The following is a 25,228-nucleotide window of genomic DNA, read 5'->3' as shown; positions in this document are numbered from 1 at the left end:
ATAAAGGAGGGATTCAAAAATGAATACAGATAAGCCAACAGTACGATTACTCGGGCAAGACGGGAACATTTATAACCTGATGGTGATTGCCCGCCGAGCATTGAGAGAAGCAAACATGGACGAGCAAGTCGTCTCCATGATAGAGGAGGTGGAAAATAGCGATAGTTATAACCAAGCCCTATCCATTATAGGGAAATACGTCGAAATCGAATGATTGAAATGAAAGTAGTCCCTCATCATTGTATGTGGTGGGGGGCTACCAAAAAGAAATGATGTGCAACATGAGAGAGGAGTTGGAGTATATGTCACCTAAAGACCTAAACAAATCATCTAAACCTCAAAAAGATTTAACAGGTAAAGTATTTGGCAGACTAACTGTCATAGAAGATGCAGGAGTGAAAAATCGCAGTCGCTACTGGCATTGTAAATGTACCTGTGGGAATACGAAAGCTATACGCGGGAGTAGCCTCGCTAACGGAGAAACTAGATCGTGTGGATGTTTACAGGTAGAGAGTGTGCGAAACCGAAACGTGGTCAATGATGTACACGCAGGAGATCGTTTCGGTTTGCTTGTGACTATCGAGAGAAAATCCAATACGTTGTGGAGATGTCAATGTGATTGTGGGGAACAAAAGGATGTACACTCATTTGACTTGAAAAGAGAACATGTCAAGTCATGTGGCTGTTTAAGAAAATCAAACGTTCAAATTTCAATGCAAAATTATCGGGAGAAAAATAATAAAGCGGGCGCACATGTGCCTTCTCTTAAAAGAAAAGTTGGAAGCAACAACTCAACGGGGGTAAAAGGCGTTGGTAGGATGGAGTTGCCAAACGGTAGTATAAAGTACACCGCTTACCTCACGATCAACGGAAAAACATACCGAGCAGGTTATTATGATACTATAGAGGATGCTACTGCGGCACGGAAAGCTTTAGAAGAAAAGCATCATAAACCGTTTCTAGAAAATAATTGACATTCCTACTGACAACCCCAATAAGGTTACTCTGATTGAAAGTGTACAAGCTCTTGTAGGGAGTCAACCTAGTAGCCCCCTACATATTCCAAAGTGGATAAAAGGTTACTTTTATTATGTTTTTTCAAAGGGAGATGCCATGTTGACAGAAGAGGAGATTGTTAGGATCGCTAATGCCTTTTTTGAAAAAGAGTACAAGCTGAAGCTCATGATCCCGATCGTGAGTAACGGCAGAATTAAAAAAGTATTAGGGAGTTTTTCACTGTGATGTTGTTAACCGCATCCCAGTAAAGATTGACATCTCTAAAAAGCTTCTTGTTTACGGGTCTGATGAGGAAATATTAGATACCGTATATCATGGGTTAGTTCATTACGCATGTTTTATGTTGCAGAAGCCGTTTAGAGATGGAGAAGTTTATTTTGAAAGTGAATTGCGAAGGCTTGGCATTTCGGGCACCAAGACAACCTTATATCAAGGAGAGGGGTATTTATACCATTGCTCGGGATGCAACGTATATTTAGGTGGTACTCCACGAAAAAGAAAAATTGAGAAATATCTATCAAAATGTTGTTCGAAAAAGTTAATATGTTTAAAAGGGGTAGTTCATCAGTAATCGTTGCACGACATAAATGTATTATGAAAACGGCTACCTACAAATACGAAGAGGAGTTTTTATAATGAAAACAGATTTGATTAAGTTGCTAGATATTTGTAAGGAATTGGTTGAAGAAAGAACTAGTGATGAAGCTCTGGCTCAATATACAGAATCATATAAATGCTTTGCTGAGCTTATCAACTATTTGGATGATGATCAGATTCAAACTTTTTTTGGAAAAGTTTCCATCAAGAATGGTTTTAATGGTAAGGTAGAGGAATTGAATGCAGGCTTGAAACAGATGGAAGACTCCGATATATGGGACAAGCTAGATTTCAAAATGCGGAGAGGGGTCACTCTGTTTGCAAGAACTAGAGGCATCCTTAAGTCTACGCTTGAAGAGGAAATTTGCCATATCACAGACAAGGTCAAGGCATAAATAATAAGTACGTCAAAAGGAGAATACAACTTGAACCGTACAGAACAGAAAGAAAGATTGACAGATATACTTGTATCTATGGAAGAAGCAAGAAAAGAGTTAAATGAGAAGAAGCCTAGTATTCTTGAAAGTATTGACCAAAGTGGATGAATTGGATGAAGAATTGCAAGAGCTTGATATACAGTCTTGGGATACTGACCAATTGAAGCAAGAGATTATCTCGGGTGTATTGGAAGAATGTATAAATGATGTATCCAATGAAGTAGAGTCATTTTCTTCGGAACTGAATGAGTATATGGATGAACTTTCCGAATCCAGAAGAGAGAAAATAGAGGAGAGGTATTGTGATCTAGATGAAGTAACCGAAATTCTGAGCGATCGCGACTATGATGATTTAGATGATGTATTTGATAGAATTGATGATGCAGAGCGTATGTTGGAAGAGATGTTGAAATAGCTCTTGTATAATTGGATTGGACGAAAAACTTTCTATTTGTTAATAAACAGCACCCCAATTGTTGGACATGAAATGAAACCCAACAGTTGGAGGTGCTGTTTTATATAGTTAAATGGTTAGAGAAATTATGCTATATGAATATATTAGAAACCTGATTTTCCTGAAGTGTATAAATTAACTTTCTGATAAACGAATGGAGGCTGATATTAGAAATATTTTACATAGATTTGGATTGTGGTTTGACATTAAACTTTTCTTGTCATATATTCAGTTTATGTAATTATTTTTCTGTACTTAGGGAATACAGACGATGAGATAAACGATTTAAGAGTGGGAGATTAAATAAAACCTCAAGATATTACAGTAGGATGAATTCAGTTTATTTAATTATTTTTCGGTACTTCATTGAGATAAATGATAGTGGGAGTGGGTTGTTGAATGAAGTCAAGAGATGTTACGGGTGGAAAGAATGGTTCCTTATATAATGAAGAGATAAAGCATCTATTTTTTGATAGTTTATCTTCAAATCAAGACACAGTAAAATATTATACTAGGGTATTGTTAATTGCATCTGCATTGGAACGAATGTTGAACAAAGATCTTAATCAGTTTACATTTGAAGAAATAGAAAAGGTTTTATATAGTTTTAAATCGAATAATCGCAATACTATTGTATCATATGGACGTGTAATTTCAGGTTACTTGAAATGGTGTGTTCAAAAAGGATTGGCTACTAGCAATCTATTGGAACAGTTAAAACCCGATGATTTTATGAAGTATGTGGTCAATCAAGAAGTTTATCTAGCAGAGGGCCAGTTGCGAAGAATTGAGGACCAATGTGACAATTATCAAGATGCTGTTATATTTCGCCTGCTCTTTGAAGGAGTCGGAGGAAAGGAAATGAGCGAGATACGGAATTTAAAAATTGACGATGTTGATATTCATAATCATACAGTACAATTAATTAATAGCCTTGTAACTGATGATAAAGGTTTGCCTGTGAGATTTAAAGAACGGACTCTGAAAGTGGATGAGCGTACTATTGAACTAATTATGGGCGCACGTATTCAAAAGAGTTATAAGACAAGAGACGGATCTATTGAGGATTTGGTAGATAATACATATGTTGTTAGAAGTGTGGCTCTTAATAGTAACTCCAATTTTAAAAATTCGCCACTGGAAATACAAAATATATATAAAAGGATAGACAGTGTTATGAGGAAAATGAGTATTGATAATATAAAGCCGAAGCTGATTCAGCGTTCTGGTATGATGCGTTACGCAAATCAGATTATTGGAGATGCCAAGGAACTTACTCTGAACGATCTTAAAATTGTTGCCGATCGTTTTAACTTAACATCATACCATAACTTAAAGGGCTTTTTAACAATGGATAATATACGAAAAATCTATCCTAAATAAATTTGCATTTTTAAAATGTCTCCAGACCAAAAGATACTATTGTGATCACAATAGTATCTTTTGGTCTGGAGACATTTAGATATCTTTGGGGAATGTTCTAAATCTAATAACAATCCTGAGATAATTCTTTTTAACCGATCACAGTGTGTAATCTATTATAATAAGTAAAAATTATATGTTAATGTTTGTTGACTGCAAAAAAAAGGTATATAATTAATTGGAAGTAGATTTATAATGAATGAATGTTCATTGTTATAGTGAAAAAATGTACGAGAGAATCTCATACTATTTTTATGTGAAGGAGAATCTCATGTTAATTAAAGCAAATGATGATTGGGAAAATCTTATCAATGACTTATGTTTACCATCAATTGCGCTTCTATTACTAAAAACAAGCGGAGAACGTGAATATTTTTACAGAAACTACTACGGAACCAATATGCATGCTATTGAGGATTTAATGGATTACAGGGAGTATAGAATATCGAGCTCTAGTATAACGCTTGAAGAGTTTTTAAAGCTCTGTAACAACAAAGGAATTTCTATAGCTTTTGAAGCAACGTTTCTATTGCAATTTGAAGTGACTGATATATCCTTAATTAAACAATCTCTCAATAATGGCAAGATTACACTTGAGTGTATCTTTGAAAATTTTAAGAAGAACAAGAATTTTAGCATTTTAAAGTACATACTGTAGGTGTTTGACTGGCACATAAAAATAATGATATAATAAAAGCATGAAAATCATTCTTTATGGAAAGAGCTAATTATACTCTTTCCATAAATTTTTAGATTATGTACATAAAATTAATTATATAATAACTGGTGGTGTATTGATGGCAAATGAATTGAAGCAAACTAAAAATGAATTTAAGTTAATGGGTAAATTAACTAGATTAGATCGACAAGGGGCTTTTAACGAAGAAGTATCTGCGCAAGGGAAACGAAAAGGAGAGACGTATCGAAAATTACGTTTTGGAGTAAAGACTTCTGAAACCAATGAGATCCTAATTGAAATGCATGATTATCAACCAAAAGAAGTACATCTATGGAATCAAAAATTGGCAAATGAAGCTAAAGTAAAAAAGGTTAAATACAAAGGAGAGATGGTTGCCTATGGCGAGTGGATTAAGAATAAGAAGAAACTAGAAGCAGATGGATATGAAGTTCTCCAAACTAAGATTTTTGTGAGTGATGAAGAAACGGGAAGAATCGTTAAGGAAGGGATGCCAAGATATACTGCTTCTAAATACATACATGATTGTTTCAAAAATGGCGACTCTGTTCTAATAGAGGGTGAAATCAACTATAGCGAATATGAAAGTAGAAATGGTGAAAAAAAAAGAAGTAGAAACTTTTGGATCAAAAGAATTACAAAACAGAAAGAAGACATAGAATTTGATTCAAATGAATTCAAAGAACTTTCATTTTTTGAACAAGCAATGGTGTTCATTGGAGTAGAGTTAGATAGAGATAATTCAAAAGCTTATGTGACAGGGCGTATGATTGATAAAAGAACAAACTTTGCTGATAGTGAATTTGCCCTCGATTTTTCAGATGGTAAAGGTGGCATAGATGAAACAATGTACCGATTGGCATCAAACCTCCAAAAAAAGTTTCATTTTGGTGATGTAATAAAAATTGACGGTAATATAGTGAATCGAGTTATTATCCAAGAAGATTTTCGTGAGGAAGAGGATTTGTTGTTAGCTTTAGGAGGGCGAGCAAAACCGAACCATGCACGTTCTTGGTCCTCTAAGTCATACATAAGCGAATTACAGATAGAAGGTGTTCGAGCATGGGACAAAAAAGTGTATCAGGAAGAAGATTTCGTGAAGGATGTACTTTTTGGAGAGGACAAGCTGGTAGAAGAATTAGGTGGTAGAAGTAGCAGTAGATCAAACCCGTTTAAGGCGAAACATGACTTAGATGATGAATTGGAATTGCCTTTTTAATCGACATCATTAAGTAACTATTAGAAAAGGAGATTGATACATGTCTTTCTTAAAACATTTGGAACCAAATAAGCCTGTCGCTTCGTTGGATGGCTATTTCATTAGTATGTTAGGAAAAAGTAAGTTTGGAAAAACAACCTTTGCACTTGATTTAGCTAAAGAACATTATGGAAGTTGGGACCCTATTTTACTATTGGCTACAGAAATAGGATATAAGACGATATCGGGCGTAAAGGCAATTCCAGTTACAGACTTTGACTACGCAGAAGATTCATCGTCGAATGTAGAAAGTAAGGGGTTTATCGAGGTAATTGATGAGCTGATTGAATACAAAGACGAAATTCCTTTTCGTTTTATCATTATCGATACCATCACTGCATTGGAACGATATGCTATATCATTTATATCAAAGCGAGAGGGTAGACAAGATGGGAAACGATACACTGACATATCCGACATTCCATGGGGTAAAGGTTACACCCTCGTATCAGAAGAGATTTATAAGCAGATTGATCGCTAAAGGCAGGATTTGGTGTTTTTATAATCGGGCATGAAAAAAATAAAAAAATTACTAACCGAGATGGATTTGAATACGACTATACAACGTTTAACTTGCAAACTAAGACATCAGACATTATCGCTTGTGAAGCAGATATGATTATCTACGGAGACTTATTTGTTGAAAAGGGAAAAGATGGAAAGCCAATTGAAAGGCGGAAGTTGAGATTCCGTAGTGACGGCAATATTCTTTGTGGAACGAGATTTCGCAACTTCCCTACTGAAATAGATTTGGATGTTCAGACATTTTTATGTGAATTCAATAAAACGATTCTAGAACTATATAGTAATGACACTGAAGCAATAGAGACCGCCAAAATAGAACAAGCCAAAACGAGTTCTCAAGCGAACAAGAGTCTAGGAGAACATAAATCTCTCTCTGAACTAATTGAGGAGATTCAGGGTAAAGTTGCGGAGTTAAGTAGTGATAGAAAAAAAGAGGTTGCAGAGAAATTTCGAGAAATCCTTGGTGATGCTAACTTCCGAAAATCAAATGATATGGATGCACTAAAAAAGGCAATCGATTATTTAGACGAATTGAAACAACACTGATATACCAACAGAATAGTAGCTCGTACAGGGCTACTATTTTTATATAACTTAGGAGGATATTTGCTTATATGAACCGATCCAATACAGATTTCCATAAGGCGGTACTGGATTCCATGCATGAAATATATATAAAGAAGAATGCTGATTATGGAAATAGTTTCGAAGACCAATTTAGAGAGTATGGAATCTTATCTTCCATTATTCGTTTGGATGACAAGATGAAGAGATTAAAGCAATTATCGGTTAATGAAGCAAAAGTAAAAGATGAAAGCATTGCAGATACTCTTCTTGACTTAGCTAACTATGCAGTGATGACAGTTATGGCATTGGAAAAACATCAAAAGCTGGAATAAACGGAGGCAATTATGGCTCGAATACTAAAATGCAATTGGTGTAAAGTATCTGACACAACAAAAGATGAAATGGAATTTGAAACGCAATACAAACAAAAGAAGTATTACCATAAGGATTGCTTTAAGAAGCATCTAGAAGATAGAGAGTTTAAAGATAAGGAAAGAAATGAATTAGATCAGTTAGTTGATGTCATCAAAGAGATATATGATGTGAAAATTATCCCAACGGTTGCATTTCCCTTGCTACAAAAAATACGCAATGGGGAAGAGATTTATGGGAAACGTATAAAGAAAACCAAGGAAGGTTATGATTTCTCACTAATTTCAGAAGCATATAGTCATTGCTCTGAAACGATTCGCTATTGGAACAGGAAGAAAGAGTTTAGCGGATTTATGCAGGCATTTCGATACGGTTTAGTGATTATGAGTGATAAGTTGCCGATCATTGAAAAACAGAGAAGAGAACAAGAAATGAGAGAGGAAATTTCTAAACGAAGGGTATATACCAAGGATCAACATCATGAGGATAGAGAATATACCTTTGTAGGAGCAAAAAAATCAGATGAAATGGATATATCGGATTTCCTATGAGGCGGTGATTTCAATTGCAAGAACAAGAAACCCATGAGCACAAGTTTATTACTCCGAGTGAAATACATGAGCAACTATATGTTGGATATTTATGGAGGACACCCAGCCTCTACCAAAAATATCGAAGTCATACCATTGAACGGGACACATTTACCAAAGATATTTGGTTTTACTACTATTGGCTTGGTAAAGAGATGTATGATCATGGGGTACGTACCTTTGATGATGTCACTGTGTATTCCTTTGTAAACTCCAGATATGAGAAGGAACATAGCAAAGGCATTGGACATTACTATCACGAGTTTGGCGGTTATGAAACGATACGACTCCTACAAAGCGAATGTGATATAGATAAAGAAAATGATGAGTATCATTTTACAGAAGTGCAGAAATATTGGACGCTAAGGAAGTTTTCGAAAGACGGATTGATTAATACTCATAATCCTCATTTAATCGATAAACTGGTGAAAATGAACCTCTCTCAATTGAAGATGTTCTTCCAGTTCAAGAACAAAGAGGCATTTATGCACATTAACTCTGGCGAAGTGAAGGAACACAACCTTCTTGATCATATAGATGAAACGATTGAGCTGATGGATCGGGGAGAAACGGTAGGGATGCCATTTTTTGAAACTCCTCGTCTCAATAACAAAGTTAAAGGTTGGAAAGAAGGGACTTTAATCTATCTCGTGATGTCGTCTGGAATGGGGAAAACCTCGTTTGGCATGCATACTGGGATCATGAGTCTACTACGAAGTAATGAAAAAGGAATTATTTTCGCAAATGAGGAAGGCGTATTGAAGTGGAGAACACTGCTTATAGCTACTGTTGCCTCAAGTATCTTGAATAAGCCAATCCCTCGTTCAAAATTAGCAAAGGGTAATTTCGATGAAGAAACGAAGAGTAAATTGTTAGAAGCGAGAGATTGGTTAAGAAAGCACCGTTCTGACATGATTAAGTTCGTTGGGTTAACAAAGTATCGCATTGATGATGTCACCAGTCGGATTGAACTATATAGACCTCTCGGTTACAAGTACGTGTTTTTCGATACCTTTAAGCCTGAAGTGGGAAATGGGGATCATGCTCGGTGGGAAGCGTTTAGTAATTCAGCCCAAACTCTCTATGATGTGATCAAACCAGATGCCAATAACTGTGCAACGTTGGCTACAGTGCAGTTGAAGATTGGGAAGGAATATCGAACCCTAGATCTATCATCGATTGGGAAATCGCTTGAAATAGTAGAAGTTGCTGGAGTTGTATTGATGGGGCGACTGATATTTTCGGATGAGTATGAAGGTGGGAGCAATGCCATTTATGCCTACAATTGGGATGAGGAAAAATTTAAGACATCAGGTGAATGGAGAAAAAGAAAATACGATTTGAATATAGAGAAAATGTACATGCTCCTCTTTATTGCGAAGAACCGTGAGGGCGAAGCGGAGACAGGGATTGTGTATGAGGTGAACTATACGTTCAATACATGGAAGGAAGTAGCTTATTTTGATGTTATGAGGATGTCGAAAGTGTAGCTTATAATGAGTAGGTGCTTCGAATGAGCGATTTAGTATTGAATGATTTTCAAATGATTAAACAACTACTTCTAGATTGTCCAGAAAAAATGGAGATTCTTCTCGATTCAATTGGATGCCATCATCTAAAGTATGAACAGCGAGGGTCACTCCTGACTTGTGGTCTTCCAGAGTCGGATAATAAAAGATCCGTACAAGTCCGTTTAACGGAGTCTTTGCCCTGTGTGATTCGAAGTAGAGCTGACTTTTCAGGTGATATTTTTGCACTTGTTTCTTATATACATCATCGGAAAACTGGGGCAGAAATTCCAAGCGATGTATTTAACTCAAAACGATATATTAGCCAAATATGCCAACTACAATTAGACAAAATGGTGCATAGCATCGATTGGCTAGTAAAAGTGCGCAAAGAGAGAAAAACAGCTAACGAACACATGACTAATCCCATTCTTCCTGAGTCCATCCTGAATCAATACTATTTTCAAGATAGCCCTCTTCCTTTTCAAGGGTGGATCGAGGAAGGAATTTCATATGAAACACAACTATCATATGAAATCGGTTTTGATTTGGAAACCAAAAGAATCACCATACCGATTCGAAACCAATCAGGGCAATTAGTTGGTGTGAAGGGGCGTATTATGAAAGACGAGGAAGATGATAGGAAGTATCTCTATCCATACAAATGTAAAAATAGTTTAGAGCTGTTTAATTATCATCGGGCTCTCGAACATATACTTGAAAGTGGACGAGTCTATGTTTTCGAAGCAGAAAAATCCCCGATGAAAGCATGTAGTCATGGAATATATAATACAGTTGGAATCGGGGGAAGTGAACTCTCTCTGGAGCAGGCTCGTCTGCTCCAGAGTTTAGGAAAAGATATTCAGATCATACTCTGCTATGATCAAGGTAAATCTGCTAAAGACATAAAGAACCAAGCAATGAAACTCCAAGATCATCAGGTGTTTGGAATGTTTGATACACAGAATTTACTACATCAAAAAAACTCTCCTATTGATCAAGGAATAGATATTTGGAATCGGCTTGTTCAGAATGATATTTATCCAATCCATGTTTGAGGTGGTCACATGCAAGAAGGCGTGGGAAAGAATGTTTGGAAGGAAAGATGGAGCGTGCTTGCTAGAGGCTATAAAGAAATGGCCGAATTGAATTTATATTTTTCTAAGGAGTTTTTTCATCTAGAGGAAGAAGGAGCGAAAGCGTTTGGATTGGGTACAGAGAAGACCAGAAAAGTCGTTTAGAAAACACGACTCCGTTTACGATAAGATTGCCAAAGTCCGTGGAATAAAAGATATGGATCGCTTCCTTAATCCGACTATACAAGAATTATATGATCCGTATCTGATGAAGAATATCGAGGAAGCCAGCAACAGGATTATAAAAGCAATTGGGAAAAACGAGCGCATTTGCCTCTCGTTCGATCCAGATGCAGATGGGATAACAGCAACGAGTACGATGTTGCGATACCTTAATAATTACTCGAACAACCTCTACTACACATACAGTGAGCGTAGTAAGGGGCACGGGATAGAGAATCAAATCAATCAAATCGAAGAGGAAACCGATCTCTTAATCATTATCGATTCATCCTCCAATGATGTTGAGATATGTAAGGAAATTAGAGAGGAACAGGGGGTCGATATCATCATCCTCGACCACCATTCTATTGAACGTCTCAATCCGTATGCAACCATCGTCAATCCACAACAAGAAGGTTGCGAATATCCGAATACACACCTTAGCGGGGCAGGCGTAGTTTTCAAGGTGATTCAAGTGATGGAGGATACTTTGGGACAAGTTGATCCCTATCAGTTTTTAGATCTGGTGGCAATTGGGATGTACGCCGATGTAATGAAAGTAGATGTACTGGAGAATCGCTTTATAATCCAATATGGGCTCCAGAACATACAAAATACAGGTATCAAACAACTGTTAAAGGGTGCTAACATCAACATCGATAAGATGAACGCAAGTGTGATTGGATTTACCATTGCTCCACTATTAAATGGTGTTGCGAGAATGGATAAGATCAAGTTGGCGATTGATTTACTCTTGGAAGATGATGATAGAGTTTGCCATAAGATCTTGCAAGAAATGAAGAGCATAAATGAGAAAAGAAAAAAGCGTCAGAAAGAGATTGCAAACCGCTATATGAAGCATTTGGATGATAAACAAAAAGTAATGATCGTCATTGATGAACAAGCCAGTAAGGGGTTCAATGGTTTGATTGCACAGCAAATAGCTCAAACTTTTCAACGCCCTGCTATTGTAGGGAGTGCCATAGATGGAGTAATCTCAGGTAGTTTTCGAACCTATAATGGCTTTCCTTTTAAGACTTTCCTCCAAGGGTTTGGGAATATTGAGGCAGTAGGACATGAGAGTGCTGGGGGATTGTTTCTCAAGGAAGAGCGGCTACAAGACTTTGGACGGTATATTGATTGGCATATCCCACAAATAAACGAGCCATCTCTTATGTACGATCTAGAAATCAATATAACGGAGATCCCGAATTATATCGACGAAATTGAGAGAATCAATCGGATAACAGGGAATGGATTCCCAAAGATATCTGTAAAAGTCAATGGGATTGTGGTAGATAAAAGAGTTGTCATCGGTAAAATGAAGGATACAATAAAGATTGATACTTTGGATGATTGTGAACTAATCAAATTCAGAACGGATGGAGAATATGGTTCTGAATTGAGTTGTTTCGATGAAGTAGCGGTAGTGGGCGAACTGAGATGGAATGAGTGGTTCCACTTTGGTTTAAGGAAAAAGATCGTCGTCCCACAAATCATGATCGATGACTATTCCTTAGCTTGAAAAAGAAAAAATCACATTGACCGTACCCATCGTTTGTCATAGTATGTTCCTTTAGACGTTCGGACAAGCAGTGTAATCTAGTAGCATAAATGAATGAGGGAGGTCTCTTCTTTGAGTCATACATATACTTCAGATTCCATTCAATCGCTGGGTATACTGGGCGGAGTGCGAGCCAAGCCAGCTTCGATTGGGTTGGAATCTCATAACCATACCTTCTTAGAGATTTTAGGAAACTCCATTGATGAGCATCGAGCGGGATGGGGTAAAGAGATTATCGTTACAAAGCATGTAGATGGCTCAGTAACTGTGCGTGACTTTGGACGTGGAGTTCCCATGGATCAAAATAGAGTGGGAGACTGGTCATATAAGAAAGTATTTGATGAGCTGTGGGCAGGTGGAAAGTATCAGAACAATGAAGAAGACGGTGGAAGTTATCAGTATAGTTTGGGCACGAATGGCGTTGGAGCCACGGGAACGAATTATACTTCCGATTTCTTTCAAGTAACAGTGCATGCTTCAAGTGGGAAGGTCTATCAGGTTGAGTATGAAAAAGGCGTAGAAACATCGGATGGAATACAGATTTGCAAAAATGAGGGAAAAATAGCGATCGGTACAACGATCACTTGGAGACCGAGTGCAGAAGTGTTTCGTGGGAAAAGTGAGATTGATGATGATTTCATTATTACCACCCTTCAAGATCAAGCGATCGTGAATGGAGGTTTAAAGTTTCTCTTTAAGAATGAACAACTAGAGGAAGAGCAAGTTTTTTACTTTCAAGATGGTGTGAAGGACTATATTCGATCCATTTCTTCAGAGGAACACTCTCTTACTGATGTTGTGAAATGGACTACGGAACAAAAAGGAAGAGACAACGAGAATGATAAGGATTACAAGATTAAAGCAGATATCTATTTCAGCTTCAATCGTGAGACCTCATTTAGCCGTTATTATCACAATTCTTCATGGCTAGAGAATGGTGGTACACCAGAGGATTTCGTAAAAAACTCCTTTACCTTTGTCCTTGATAAGTTCCTAAAAGACCAGAACTTATATACCAAGGGAGAGAAGAAGATCTCCTTTGATGATGTGGAAGACAGCTTAATGATTGTTACGAGTACCTATTCCACTATTTCACTTTTTACGGATCAAACCAAAAAGAAGATTGGCTCTGACTTTATGAAGCGAGTCATCACCACATGGTTACGTGAACAGTTAGAAGTATATTTGGTGGAGAATCCCCAAGAAGCAAAGCTTATCCTATCACAAGTGCTCGTCAATAAACGGAGTCGTGAAAAGGCAGAGAAAACACGACTTGATGTTAGAAAGAAGTTAGCAGGTACGGTTAATAACCTGACAGCACGTATCGATGGATTTATCAACTGTAAATCAAAAGATGCTTCTAAAACGGAGCTTTATATAGTAGAAGGAAAGTCGGCGTTAGGATCGACCAAACAAGGGAGAGATGCAGAGTTTCAAGCGATCTATGCACTCCGAGGGAAGATCCTCAACTGTTTGAAAGCGGACTACGATAAGATCTTTCGGAATGAGATCATAGTAGACTTGTTGAAAATCTTAGGTTGCGGGATTGAAGTAAAGAGTAAGCATGCCAAAAATCTAAACACCTTTGACCTCAACAACCTGCGTTGGTCTAAGCTCATTATCTGTACCGATGCAGATGTGGATGGTTTTCATATTCGAACCTTGTTACTAACCACGATCTATCGGCTTATGCCTACTCTCCTTGATGAAGGGCGAGTCTTTATTGCGGAGTCTCCGTTATATGAGATTACCAACCAAAATAAATCCTACTTCGCTTATTCCGATCGAGAAAAAGAGGAGATCGTCTCTACATTAAAAGGAAATGTCTTGATCCAGCGATCCAAAGGTTTGGGAGAAAATACGGCTGAAATGATGTGGGAAACCACCATGAATCCAGAAACAAGAAAACTAGTCCAAGTAATGAAAGATGATGTGGAGCAAACTCAGGGGTATTTCGAGATGTTTTTAGGTGATGACTTGGTGAGTAGAAAGCAATATATTGAAGAGAATCTATCCTTTTATATCGAGGATGGATTGACGTAAAGGAGATTGAACATGACACAACAGAGCATTGTTGATAGTCTAAGGAATAATTATATGCCTTATACCGCTCATGTTATTATGAGTCGGGCGCTCCCAGAAATAGACGGGCTGAAACCAAGTCAGCGGCGAATATTGTACACAATGTTTAAGATGGGTTTATTAAAAGGAAATCGCAAAAAATCTCAAGGGGTTGTAGGTCAGACGATGTTCCTACATCCGCATGGGGATATGGCAATCTATGAGACATTGGTGCGTATGGCAAAGGATAACGAATCATTACTCCTTCCATATATAGATTCGAAGGGAAACTTCGGCAAGCAATATTCAAGAGATATGAAGTATGCCTCTGCAAGATATACAGAGGTTAAGCTTTCCGATAACGCTAGTGAACTATTCCATGATATTGATCAAAATACGGTGGATATGATTGATAACTATGATGGAACTTTAAGAGAACCACGATTGCTTCCAGTTACTTACCCCTCTATCTTAATAAATACATCTTCTGGAACAGCGGTTGGAATGGCAAGTAGTGTTGCTCCTTTTAATCTAATTGAAGTGATTGACTTCACCATTACCTATATTGAGAACAAAGAGACGGTAGTGAGCGATTATATTTTAGCTCCTGATTTTCCTACGGGTGGACATATTGTTCATAACGCCAAGGACTTTGACCAAATTTATGAAACGGGCAAGGGCTCATTTAAGATTCGAGCCACCTATAAGATTCAAGGAAACTCGATTATTTTTGAACAGATACCCTATACAACTACATTTGAAGCGATCATTGATAAGATTACGGATCTAGTAAAAGAAGGCAAGATCAAAGATATCGTTGATATAGATGATATTTATGGCATTGATTCCAAAGGGATCGAGATCCAAGTGAAAAACAACACAGATAAAGAGCGACTGATTGCAAGGCTATACAAGCTAACACCGTTAGAAGATTCTTTTGCATGTAACTTCAACATCATCGTAAATGGACGACCTCAAACCCTCGGTATTAAACAAATCATCCATGAGTGGATTGAGTTTCGATCTAATTGTATTCAACGTGGAGCTATCTATGAATTAGATAAGAAGGAAAAAAAGAAGCATCTTCTAAAAGCGTTGAAGCAAGTCTTACTCGATATTGATAAGGCGATTGCCATCATTCGGAGCACGAAGTTGAACAACCAAGTAGTTAGCAATTTAATGGATGCCTTCCAGATTGATGAACTACAGGCTGAGTATGTGGCAGAGATCAAATTGCGTTCTTTAAATGAAGAGTATTTGCTTTCCAGAATCCAAGAGATAGAAAAATTGGAAAAGGAAATTCAAGGGTTACATGGGTTGATTAATGAGCCATCGAAGCGATCAAAAGTGATTGTCGAGCAACTGAAACGTGTGAAGAGCCAATATGGTAAGGAAAGAAGCTCACAAATTATTCATGTGGATGATTTGTCGTCGATGAAAGAAGAGCAGATTTCTATCGAGAACTACAATGTACGAGTATTTGTAACAAAGGAAGGGTATCTAAAGAAGATTCCATTGGTTTCGTTGCGTAGTAGTAATCAATTGAAGGTGAAAGATGGCGATCAAGTAGTGAGAGAAATGGATACAACAAATAACTCAGATATCCTCATCTTCACGAATCAACAAAATTGCTACAAATATAAAACGTATGAGTTAGATGATCACAAACCGTCATCACTCGGAGAGTTTTTACCAACCCTATTAGGGCTAAAGGATGAAGAGATTCTTTATGTGACGGTCACTAACGACTATAAGGGACATCTAATCATCGGTTTTGACGATGGGAAGGTAGCTAAGATCGACTTGTCCGCCTACAGTACAAAGCACAACCGAACCATGTTAAAGAATGCCTATGCAGATAAACAGCCGATCTATTGGGATGCCACACAAGAAGACTATGACCTCATGGCTCTATCAACCATTGATAAAATCATCGTAGTAAACACGTCTATGATAAATCCCAAGACAAGTAAGACTACCATTGGGGTTCAGCTCATGAAGTCGAAGAAAGCAAGCCTTGTATCCGATTATCATCGATTATCAACCGAAGGATATGAGGAACGAGAGTACTATCGAACCTTGAGTGCGGGAGTTGGGAAGTACTACCGTGAGGGTGATTTTACCGATTTAGTCGATATGAAAAAGAAGCGTTTGGGACAAGGACTTTTAATATAGAGAGAGGTTAGAGGCACTGCCAAATGTGGTTGCCTCTAACTGTTCAACTGATATAGGACAGACAATTCAATAGGATTTCGGGTGGATAAAATGTTAGTTTTATTCGATAGTTTGACTGGAAATGTGGAGAGGTTTGTCAAGCAGTTAGGTATGAGAGCTATGAAAATTGAAGAGGGGCTTATAATAGAAGAACCATTTGTACTGGTGACATATACCTGTGGAAGAGGAGATGTTCCATCCACTACAATGAAGTTTCTATTACGAGGTAACTTTATCAACCTCAGAGGTGTTGCATCGAGTGGGAATCGAAATTGGATACCTCTTTTTGCAATGGCAGGCGAGAGGATTGCTTCTCAGTTTGGAGTGCCGTTGCTAGGGAAATTTGAACTGAGTGGTACGAAAAAGGATATTGAAGAGATTAAGAATCGAATCATAGAGCTAGACAATAACAGCTAAGGAGATTGCAATGTCGAACTATATTCAGCTAAATAATGAAGTGAAGGTATTAAAAAACGGCTTTTTTCAACTTGAGAAAGACCAAGAAGCTGTGAAATCATACTTTATTAACTACATAAATAAAAACACCGTTTTCTTCCATGATCTCAAAGAGAAATTGGACTATTTAATTGAGAATGACTACTATGATTCGAGCGTGTTTGAACCCTATACATATGAGCAGATAAAAGAGATATATGACATGTCCTATGCCAAGAAATTCCGATTTCCGTCGTTTATGAGTGCATTCAAGTTTTATAACAATTATGCTTTGAAAACCAATGATGGTGAGAAGATCCTAGAGAGATATGAAGATCGAATTTCAATCAATGCTCTGTTCTTAGCCGATGGGGATTTCGAAAAAGCGAAAGAACTTGTGAATGTGCTTATTAACCAAGAATATCAACCCGCAACACCAACCTTCTTAAACTCAGGCCGAAAGAGGGGGGGAAGGATGGTCTCGTGTTTCTTGCTGGATTGTCCTGATACGACGGAAGGGATTATGTATGTTGTACAATCTTGTGCTCAATTAAGTCGCTTTGGTGGTGGAGTCGGAGTCAATCTTTCAAAACTCCGTGGATCTGGAGACCCAATAAAAGGGATTGAAGGAGCTTCTACCTCCGTTGTGGGGATAGCGAAGATTTTAGAGGATACCTTCTCGAAATTCAACCAATTAGGTCAGAGATCGGGGAGTGGTGTGGTATATTTAAATATTTTCCACTCTGATATTGAAGATTTCCTATCAACAAAGAACATTAACGTAGATGAAAAGAAGCGTTTGAAAACACTCTCAATTGGTGTGATCGTGCCTAATAAATTCTTTGAGATAGCTGAGAAGAATGAGCCGTTTTTCGTTTTCCAGCCATATTCAATCTATAAAAAATATGGAATCCATTTGGATGAAATGAACATGGACGAGTGGTATGAGAAACTCATAAACGATGCCGATGTAAAGAAGCGAAAATTAGATGCTCGTGAGATGTTGACGTTGATAGCTAAGACTCAACTGGCGAGTGGATATCCATACTTCATGTACCGAGATAATGCGAATCAAAATCACCATCTATCCGAGGTGGCTCCCATTCGAATGAGTAATCTTTGTACCGAAATCTTTCAAGTACAAACCCCCTCGGATATCCAAGGATATTCGGGCATTGATAGATTTGGATATGATATCTCTTGTAATTTGGGTTCGCTGAATTTAGTGAGTATCGTTGAACATAATTCGATTGAGCAGTCAGTTAAGTTAGGAATTGATGCGTTAACAACGGTGGCAGAAAAAACGTCCATCACAGAAGTGCCTTCCATAAAGAACGCAAACGATGATATGCGTTCCATCGGACTGGGAGTTATGAATTGGCATGGATTACTGGCAAAAAATCAGATGGCATATGGAAGTAAAGAATCGATTGAGCTGGCAGATATATTAGGAATGATGATCCGCTTCTACTCTTTGCAACGATCCATGGAAATTGCAAAGCAGAAAGGGGAGGCATTTCAACATTTCAACCAGAGTTTGTATGCACAAGGCAAAGGTCTGGAGAATTACACCGAGCAAGACTTTAACCCCACAACGGAAAAGGTTCAATCATTAATGGAGGATATTTATGTACCAACTGTTCAAGACTGGAAGCAATTAATATCCGATATCCAGAGATACGGTTTATATCATTCTTATTTGAACGCCATTGCACCTACAGGTTCTATTTCGTATATCCAGAATGCAACATCTGGGCTTATGCCAATCACCGAACATGTTGAAACTCGTGTATATGCAGACTCGACTACTCATTACCCCATGCCATTTTTGAGTCCAGAAACATTTTGGTTTTATAGAACGGCTTATGATATGGATATGTACGACATGATTGATGTGATCGCTACATGGCAAAAGCATATCGATCAAGGTATTAGTTGCACATTGTTTGTTAATAGCGATATTTCAACCAAAGAGCTTTCTCGTCTCTATATATATGGACACAAGAAAGGGCTGAAAAGTCTCTATTATACAAGGACTCGAAACTTAGAAGCGCAGGACTGTGTATCATGCACAATATAAGAGAGGAGCATCCACGGGATATGAAGATTCATAAAGCAATTAACTACAATACAAAAGATGATGATTATACATTGGAGTTTTTAGATCAAAATTTCTCTCAGATGTGGCTAGATACTGAATTTGTTCCGACGAAGGATCACTCTATATGGAAGTCGTTAACAGAAGATGAGCGAGATGTATATAAGAAAGTCCTTGGAGGACTTACCTTGCTTGATACTAAACAAAGTACGATAGGAATGCCGAAAATAGCTGAAAATGTAGAGGGTTTGCAAAGGAAAGCATTGCTCTCTTTTATGGGGATGATGGAAGCCATTCATGCAAAATCATACTCTACTATTTTTACCACATTATTAAATGGTTCAGAGATCGATGAGGTCTTTGAATGGGTTGAACGGAACCAATATTTGCAACACAAAGCACAGATCATAGAGGAGTATTATGAGAGCATAGTTGACCGATCATCATTGTACATGGCAATGGTTGCATCCGTGTTTTTAGAGTCGTTTCTCTTTTACTCAGGGTTCTTTTATCCGCTCTATCTAGCTGGAGGGGGAGGAGCTGAGGATGGTAAAGGACGGATGATTGCTTCGGGAGAGATCATCAACTTGATCATTCGGGATGAATCAATTCATGGATTATATGTAGGGAAATTAGCTCAAGAAACGTATGATCAACTTTCTGATATAGAGAAGGATTTGGTATCCGCTGGAGTAATGTCCCTGTTAGCCAAGTTGATGGAAAATGAGTATCGTTACACAGAGGATCTGTACTCGACCATCGGATTAGATCACGAGGTGAAAGCATTTTTGCACTATAATGCGAACAAAGCTCTAATGAATCTTGGTTTGGAACCGATATATAAGGAGCAAGAGATCAATCCGATTATCCTGAACGGCTTGAGTACTCAAACGAAGACACATGATTTCTTTTCTACCAAAGGAAATGGCTACATTAAAACGGTTAATGTTGAATCTCTGACGGACGAAGATTTTGTATTCGATCGATTGTAGGATATTCTTCGATATGAACAGATAGACAGGTTTGCTATGCAGACAAAAGTGGTAAATATAGAGGGCTATCAAACTGAATGCTCTCTATATTTTGTTAAAAACGGAAACGTTTCGAAGGAGTTTAACCATGAGAGGTCAATATGTCTCAAGATGTTGAGAGTGAGAGAGTAAACGAGGAGGATTTAAAGAAGCCCTCTAGTGCTGAACTGAAATCCTTATATGAAAAATTAGATAAAGTCCCATTTATAGATATGTCGAGAGAAAATGTTTCGCTTTTTCGAATGATAATTGCAGAGTTACTGGAGCAAAGGGATGAAACAAAGAGAAATAATGGCTCAATGAAGATACTTGAATAAAGATATGTATCTTGTACGGGGGAGAAAGCATGAAAACAATTTTAGCTAAGATATTGGAAAATGATAAATTAGTTGAGTATCCATTATTTAAAGAGTTTTGTTTTCTTAAAGCCAAGGGGTTGCGAAAGCAGTCTTTTAAAGAACTAGAGTTATTTATTGATGAGGCACGAAATTGGGATCAGAGGAATCAGCAAGATTTTGTTATATGGCTGTTTGGTCTAATTGAGGAATTTAAAATTGTAGGCTTGTTTAATGTGTATGATGTGCTTGTTTATCAGTTAGATGAAAACTTGTTAAAACCTGTTCTCAATGAGTGGATGAAGTTGATCCCGCAGGACCCGAGACCCTATAGATGGTATGGCTTATTCTTGAGAAGGAATAATTGCATTGATTTAGATGTATCTATGACTTATTTACATAAAGCAATTGAAGTGGGAGGTAATAATGAACAAAGAGCCATATCGAGATTAATTGATATACATTTTGATTCACTTTGGTATTCATTCCATCATATCTCTGAGGACTTATATCTAGGAAGCAACGAGAAAGATATTGATCTTATGAGAGAGATACAGGAGCTGAATGGTAGAGTAGAATGCGAACAAACCAAGAATACAAACTATCTTGATCTTATCTATTATAAAAAATTGTTGGATGACTGGAATTTATTTAGAAAAGATCAGTCACGAGGATTTGTAGAGTGGTGTGAAGCTAGGGGCAGGGAGTATTCTTTTGTTAAAGCTTATTATTACAATAAAGACTAACAGATAAAACTACTCTACGAGTGTATGTATAACTTAATATTTTTCCTAGAGCCGATTTTTTAAGGGACAAAGCCGTTTCAGCAGAGTTCTCTCATGCAAATGGGTTCTATTATATCTACAACATTGAAAGAGGGATAATAGTGGATTATTTAGAAATGAAAGGCTTAATCCGTAGACTCGATTATATATTTGATATTCACTTTTATACCGAAATGCCATATCAAGGACTTCACGATCCCGAAACAACCCCGATCGTTGATCTGAAGGGCTTATTCTTAGAAGAAAATAAAACATATGAGGCTCATATTCGTTTTATCGGAGTAGAGGGACTTTATATTGATAGATTGTGGCATGGAAATTCACCTACACTTGATTTGATTGATCGCGAGGAAGAAGGTTGGGAACAGAAATATGAATTAGACGATGTAGAGGGCGATATTCGACTTTACTGTGATGAGGTGGAAGTAATTTCTGTGAAGGAAAGTGAAATTTTGATAGAAAAAGAAAAAGGAATTATAGATACAGAGCGATAAAAATGGATCAATCCTCTGATCATCAACAGTAGAAGACTTTATCTATATCTTAAATGAATTCTTTAACCTGTTTGCTAAACTATCAGTTGTGAATTCAAGAACAATGTCATCTAGGGGTGCGTATAAAAATAGTACGTAAGCCTTATCAGACATTCAACTAAAAATGACTTGAAAATCTTATAAGATTTTCAAGTCATTTCAGTGCTGAACAGATCATCTCTCAACTCCTAAAAGATGAGAGATGATCTGAATTTGTTTTTTGGAATCTTCGTGTGGATCGATATAAGATTGAATATTAAAGCCATCAAAGAGGGCTATTATGGTGGTGGCCAGTAGTTGTATATCTATATTGATTTTGATAAGTCCTTTCTCTTGTAGATTCTGAAAGAAGCCTGTTACAAACTCTCTCCACCTGCTATACATCAGAGCAAGTTTCTTCTGTACTTCGGGATTCCGACGAGTGTTCGCTAGAAACTCGAAGTAAATGGATGCCCATGAATCATCTTGAGCCCGTTGTATGACGTATTCCAATTGGCGTGTGATCGTTATCAGTCCATCATCTTCATGAACTTGAAAGGACTTCACAATCTCTGTTTGATGCAGGATCATTCGCTCATCCATGATTGACAAGAACAATTCTTCCTTACTTTTGAAATGACCATAAAAAGCACCCTTTGTATATCCAGCCTCTTCCACGATTTCATCCACACTAGTAGCATGATAACCCCTGCGAGCAAATAAGCGAAGACCAGCATTCTTGATTCTCTTTATCGTGGTAGTAGTTCGTTTTTGTTGTTTCGTCATCTTCCCTCTCCCTAATATAAAATTCCGAAATAATGGCATAAGAATAGTGAGAATAAGAACAGATAAGGAATGAGAAGTATGACCCATATTCGAGTGCTTGGTGGCCAATTCTTTTTTTGCGATAGAAATTCATTGCTTATAAAAAAGAGGATAGAGACTGTGATACCTGAAACATAGATTAAGAATAAGAATTTATCATCATTAGTGGTGATACCAGACAAGGTTCCAAATAGAAGGTAACCAATAAATCGGAAGAGAGCATGGTTCGCCCATTTACGTGTGGTTATGTCGATAATCCACGAAGCAAGAATTCCAAATATGAAAGTTGCAGGAGTGACTACGACAAGAACCAAAAAACCAAGAGAAAACATCGTATCTAGCGTATCGAAGGGAAATTTGCCATTATTTCTACTTAAAACTTCTACTATCGGCACTATCAGGATAGCCCAAGAAGAAGCTAGTAATGCTGACATTATTTTCTTTAGAAGGGTAGTCACGGAAAAACCTCTCCTGTTTTTATTTGCATACAAAGTTCCAACGACTGTCTTTTCCATCAAACCGCCAACATGCTTATTTCTTCAATCGAATCACATCTAATGGAACCATCTCTTTATTTGGCAATGTGATTTTTTTCTTCAGATCCCAACTATCCAGATCGTAAATTTCAATGGAACCACTTGATTTTGTTACCTTTTGATTGTCCTCCCGTCTGAGAAGGTAAAGACCATCTGGAAAAACTCGCATGCTTACGATATTGGCAGAACTGATTTTCTTATGTTTAACCACCTTCATTTGCTGATCTAGTTCTGCCAACTCTCCCTGAGCATTCACCACAAACAATCGATCTCCATGTTTTGCTAAGATTTCTGGTTTAGTAAAGGGAATGGAATGTTTTTCTACTTTCCATGTATTTAAATCTATCGAAGCAACCGATTGATCTTCCTGTGAGGGAATGATCAGTTTATGAGGTAGCAGTTCGGTTGACAAAGCTACTCCATATTTTTCCTCTAATTTAATTTCCTTGATCACTTCTTTACTTTTCCGATCAATCACGAGGACTACAGGCTCAAAAGGACCCTCTGGTTTCATATTGCTTGATTGGATATAAATATACTTTTCATCCATTTGAACATCAGTTAAAACCCCCTTCCATTCAAGTAACTTCCCCCCCCCTGCTTCTCGGAATTCTAACGTATTTTTTTTGGTGTCGTTATTGTAGCCGATTACGGTCAATTCAGGTGTTTCTTTAATAAATGGAACATGTGCTTGAACCTTCTCTATTTCCACTTTCCCTTCTTTGGAGATGCGGGTAATTTTCTTATCGCTGTCAGCAGGCAAGGTGTATCCTCCAGAGGGATGATATTGCACTTTATTACTACACCTTGCTTCGAAAGGAATTTCTGATACTAGCTTACCCGATTCATCAAAACTGACAAATTCACTCTCTTTCCCAACACAGTTCGTAAAGATAACTCCATACCCACCTTTTAATCCATCAGGTTGACATCCAATCGAAACGGAAATAACCATAGACAATAATAGAAACTTGATAATTCGATTATTTCTTACCATCTATCCATCCACTCCCTTTTAAAAAAGATGTCGGTGGAAATTCCACCGACTTATTCATCAAAAGCCTTCCGTGTAATAGGCGATTGCTTTTTTGCTCTTATCAATGTCAAACGGGAAAACTCCTCCTCCACCATCGGCATCTAAATCGTAGCCTTGATTTACCCATGCTCTCCAAACAAGTGACGAACAGTAATATCTGTCTGTTCTCTTTTTATTTAAAAACGACCAACTATAAGGCTTTCCAATACTATTTTCTGAAAAACTAGCGGCTGATTGGTACTCATCACTCTTCGCACCATCAACCAAATAGGCCGCCCATTTATTCATCAAACGAGGCCATCTACTACGAGCTTTATACGCCACTCCATCCTCTGGAAAAGATTCTACAGTGAGATATGTGGTATGTGAGCCAATCCCTGCATGCCCATATCTAAAGCTAGAAGATTGGTTATCCCAAGTGATAAAAACATCTCCTCGGGTATGGTGGCTAGGTGGAAACCCTAATACTCCTAGATTTTTTGCATCTTCTACCGTGATGTTTGGATCATTGAATTTTAATCGCAACGCTTCTGCTACTTTTTCTGAATCGACTTTCACCTCTTTACGAAGGAATTCTTCATAAACTTTCTGCGAACGTTCCCACTCTTTTTCTGCCGCTCCTTGCTCTTCTTTCGGCATATTTTTAATAGTCTCCTGCATATCTTGATTGGCTTCTGCTATCTTTTTCTGGATAGAAGACTCTGATTCTGTAGCAAAGACACTGCTAGTCGTCAGTAAACAGGCTACAGCTAAAGAACTTGCCACTATTTTCTTAACCATAAATTGAACACTCCCACATCTAAATTTTATTTCGAGCATCGATAATTTTTGATAACACAAAATATACTAATAAGTATATTTAATACTAGTTAGTATATTTAAAGAGAAGTACGCTGTCAATACTATAAAATGAAAATTCTATAATCTAAAAATAGATCAAAAAGTAGCTAAAATGGTGTTTTTGTAAATCCCTTTGAAAAGGCGGGATAACGGATTAACAAAATAATCTATTCAGATTTGATTTAATAAATAGCGCTTTGGTTGTTTTCAAACA

General features: G+C 37.4%; 28 protein-coding genes. 24 read left to right on the top strand and 4 right to left on the bottom strand.

Annotated elements, in window-relative coordinates:
* Positions 1 to 19: 19 nt before the first annotated feature.
* From BLU58_RS00320 to BLU58_RS00215, 24 genes are all read left to right on the top strand, one after another.
* Entirely contained in the window at positions 20 to 214 is a 195-nt protein-coding gene (locus BLU58_RS00320) for a hypothetical protein (RefSeq protein WP_093290244.1), read from the top strand.
* Between the two features lie 88 nt (positions 215 to 302).
* A complete protein-coding gene (locus BLU58_RS00315; RefSeq protein ID WP_093290243.1) occupies positions 303 to 974 on the top strand; it encodes a hypothetical protein in 672 nt (223 codons plus the stop codon).
* Between the two features lie 142 nt (positions 975 to 1,116).
* A complete protein-coding gene (locus BLU58_RS16675) occupies positions 1,117 to 1,242 on the top strand; it encodes a hypothetical protein (protein WP_255404502.1) in 126 nt (41 codons plus the stop codon).
* Between the two features lie 410 nt (positions 1,243 to 1,652).
* Positions 1,653 to 2,009 carry a hypothetical protein gene (locus BLU58_RS00310; protein WP_093290242.1) on the top strand — a complete coding sequence of 119 codons (357 nt, stop codon included), beginning with the start codon at positions 1,653 to 1,655 and terminating at the stop codon, positions 2,007 to 2,009.
* 124 nt (positions 2,010 to 2,133) lie between these two features.
* A complete protein-coding gene (locus BLU58_RS00305) occupies positions 2,134 to 2,466 on the top strand; it encodes a hypothetical protein (protein ID WP_176786417.1) in 333 nt (110 codons plus the stop codon).
* A gap of 438 nt (positions 2,467 to 2,904) precedes the next feature.
* Positions 2,905 to 3,888, top strand: a complete 984-nt coding sequence (locus BLU58_RS00300) for a phage lytic cycle repressor MrpR family protein (RefSeq protein WP_093290240.1) — start codon at positions 2,905 to 2,907, stop codon at positions 3,886 to 3,888.
* A 310-nt stretch (positions 3,889 to 4,198) separates the two neighbouring features.
* On the top strand, positions 4,199 to 4,585 hold the full coding sequence (locus BLU58_RS00295) for a hypothetical protein (RefSeq protein ID WP_093290239.1): 387 nt from the start codon (positions 4,199 to 4,201) through the stop codon (positions 4,583 to 4,585).
* 139 nt (positions 4,586 to 4,724) lie between these two features.
* Complete coding sequence (locus tag BLU58_RS00290) at positions 4,725 to 5,843, top strand: hypothetical protein (protein ID WP_093290238.1); 1,119 nt, start codon at positions 4,725 to 4,727, stop codon at positions 5,841 to 5,843.
* A 40-nt stretch (positions 5,844 to 5,883) separates the two neighbouring features.
* Positions 5,884 to 6,363 (top strand): AAA family ATPase, encoded by a 480-nt coding sequence (locus BLU58_RS00285; RefSeq protein WP_093290237.1) that lies wholly within the window; start codon positions 5,884 to 5,886, stop codon positions 6,361 to 6,363.
* A 92-nt stretch (positions 6,364 to 6,455) separates the two neighbouring features.
* The gene (locus tag BLU58_RS00280; RefSeq protein WP_093290236.1) at positions 6,456 to 6,953 is read left to right on the top strand and encodes a hypothetical protein; all 498 of its coding nucleotides are present in this window, start codon (positions 6,456 to 6,458) and stop codon (positions 6,951 to 6,953) included.
* Positions 6,954 to 7,021: 68 nt separating this feature from the next.
* Positions 7,022 to 7,306 carry a nucleotide modification associated domain-containing protein gene (locus BLU58_RS00275; protein ID WP_093290235.1) on the top strand — a complete coding sequence of 95 codons (285 nt, stop codon included), beginning with the start codon at positions 7,022 to 7,024 and terminating at the stop codon, positions 7,304 to 7,306.
* Positions 7,307 to 7,318: 12 nt separating this feature from the next.
* Complete coding sequence (locus tag BLU58_RS00270; RefSeq protein ID WP_093290234.1) at positions 7,319 to 7,897, top strand: hypothetical protein; 579 nt, start codon at positions 7,319 to 7,321, stop codon at positions 7,895 to 7,897.
* Between the two features lie 14 nt (positions 7,898 to 7,911).
* Complete coding sequence (locus tag BLU58_RS00265; protein ID WP_093290233.1) at positions 7,912 to 9,426, top strand: DnaB-like helicase C-terminal domain-containing protein; 1,515 nt, start codon at positions 7,912 to 7,914, stop codon at positions 9,424 to 9,426.
* Positions 9,427 to 9,449: 23 nt separating this feature from the next.
* Positions 9,450 to 10,502, top strand: coding sequence for a hypothetical protein (locus tag BLU58_RS00260; RefSeq protein ID WP_093290232.1), 1,053 nt, complete (start codon positions 9,450 to 9,452; stop codon positions 10,500 to 10,502).
* 9 nt (positions 10,503 to 10,511) lie between these two features.
* Positions 10,512 to 10,685 carry a hypothetical protein gene (locus BLU58_RS16220; RefSeq protein WP_176786416.1) on the top strand — a complete coding sequence of 58 codons (174 nt, stop codon included), beginning with the start codon at positions 10,512 to 10,514 and terminating at the stop codon, positions 10,683 to 10,685.
* The gene (locus tag BLU58_RS00255) at positions 10,648 to 12,267 is read left to right on the top strand and encodes a single-stranded-DNA-specific exonuclease RecJ (RefSeq protein ID WP_093290231.1); all 1,620 of its coding nucleotides are present in this window, start codon (positions 10,648 to 10,650) and stop codon (positions 12,265 to 12,267) included. The genes BLU58_RS16220 and BLU58_RS00255 overlap by 38 nt, the downstream gene beginning before the upstream one ends.
* 111 nt (positions 12,268 to 12,378) lie before the next feature.
* Positions 12,379 to 14,349, top strand: a complete 1,971-nt coding sequence (locus BLU58_RS00250) for a toprim domain-containing protein (RefSeq protein ID WP_218122163.1) — start codon at positions 12,379 to 12,381, stop codon at positions 14,347 to 14,349.
* 12 nt (positions 14,350 to 14,361) lie between these two features.
* Positions 14,362 to 16,542 (top strand): DNA gyrase/topoisomerase IV subunit A, encoded by a 2,181-nt coding sequence (locus tag BLU58_RS00245; RefSeq protein WP_093290229.1) that lies wholly within the window; start codon positions 14,362 to 14,364, stop codon positions 16,540 to 16,542.
* Between the two features lie 90 nt (positions 16,543 to 16,632).
* Positions 16,633 to 16,998: a class Ib ribonucleoside-diphosphate reductase assembly flavoprotein NrdI gene (gene nrdI, locus BLU58_RS00240; RefSeq protein ID WP_093290228.1), complete on the top strand. Its 366-nt coding sequence runs from the start codon at positions 16,633 to 16,635 to the stop codon at positions 16,996 to 16,998.
* 10 nt (positions 16,999 to 17,008) lie between these two features.
* Positions 17,009 to 19,096 (top strand): class 1b ribonucleoside-diphosphate reductase subunit alpha, encoded by a 2,088-nt coding sequence (gene nrdE / locus BLU58_RS00235; protein WP_093290227.1) that lies wholly within the window; start codon positions 17,009 to 17,011, stop codon positions 19,094 to 19,096.
* 20 nt (positions 19,097 to 19,116) lie between these two features.
* Positions 19,117 to 20,106 (top strand): class 1b ribonucleoside-diphosphate reductase subunit beta, encoded by a 990-nt coding sequence (gene nrdF / locus BLU58_RS00230; protein WP_093290226.1) that lies wholly within the window; start codon positions 19,117 to 19,119, stop codon positions 20,104 to 20,106.
* Between the two features lie 140 nt (positions 20,107 to 20,246).
* Positions 20,247 to 20,462 carry a hypothetical protein gene (locus BLU58_RS00225; protein ID WP_093290225.1) on the top strand — a complete coding sequence of 72 codons (216 nt, stop codon included), beginning with the start codon at positions 20,247 to 20,249 and terminating at the stop codon, positions 20,460 to 20,462.
* Between the two features lie 29 nt (positions 20,463 to 20,491).
* Positions 20,492 to 21,226 carry a hypothetical protein gene (locus tag BLU58_RS00220; RefSeq protein ID WP_093290224.1) on the top strand — a complete coding sequence of 245 codons (735 nt, stop codon included), beginning with the start codon at positions 20,492 to 20,494 and terminating at the stop codon, positions 21,224 to 21,226.
* Between the two features lie 140 nt (positions 21,227 to 21,366).
* Positions 21,367 to 21,759: a hypothetical protein gene (locus tag BLU58_RS00215; protein ID WP_093290223.1), complete on the top strand. Its 393-nt coding sequence runs from the start codon at positions 21,367 to 21,369 to the stop codon at positions 21,757 to 21,759.
* 213 nt (positions 21,760 to 21,972) lie between these two features.
* Here BLU58_RS00215 and BLU58_RS00210 read toward each other — a convergent pair whose 3' ends face one another.
* The 4 genes from BLU58_RS00210 to BLU58_RS00200 all read right to left on the bottom strand — a co-directional run bounded on the left by BLU58_RS00210 (position 21,973) and on the right by BLU58_RS00200 (position 24,954).
* The gene (locus BLU58_RS00210) at positions 21,973 to 22,563 is read right to left on the bottom strand and encodes a TetR/AcrR family transcriptional regulator (RefSeq protein ID WP_176786415.1); all 591 of its coding nucleotides are present in this window, start codon (positions 22,561 to 22,563) and stop codon (positions 21,973 to 21,975) included.
* Positions 22,564 to 22,574: 11 nt separating this feature from the next.
* Positions 22,575 to 23,060, bottom strand: a complete 486-nt coding sequence (locus BLU58_RS15980) for a hypothetical protein (RefSeq protein WP_176786414.1) — start codon at positions 23,058 to 23,060, stop codon at positions 22,575 to 22,577.
* Between the two features lie 73 nt (positions 23,061 to 23,133).
* Entirely contained in the window at positions 23,134 to 24,135 is a 1,002-nt protein-coding gene (locus BLU58_RS00205; protein WP_093290221.1) for a YncE family protein, read from the bottom strand.
* Between the two features lie 57 nt (positions 24,136 to 24,192).
* Positions 24,193 to 24,954: a YiiX/YebB-like N1pC/P60 family cysteine hydrolase gene (locus BLU58_RS00200; RefSeq protein ID WP_176786413.1), complete on the bottom strand. Its 762-nt coding sequence runs from the start codon at positions 24,952 to 24,954 to the stop codon at positions 24,193 to 24,195.
* Positions 24,955 to 25,228 lie beyond the last annotated feature (274 nt).

Source organism: Thermoactinomyces sp. DSM 45892 (genome assembly GCF_900107305.1).
Classification (GTDB): domain Bacteria; phylum Bacillota; class Bacilli; order Thermoactinomycetales; family Thermoactinomycetaceae; genus Baia.
Note: the sequence above shows the minus strand (reverse complement) of the source record. Positions and strands in the feature narration are given on the sequence as shown.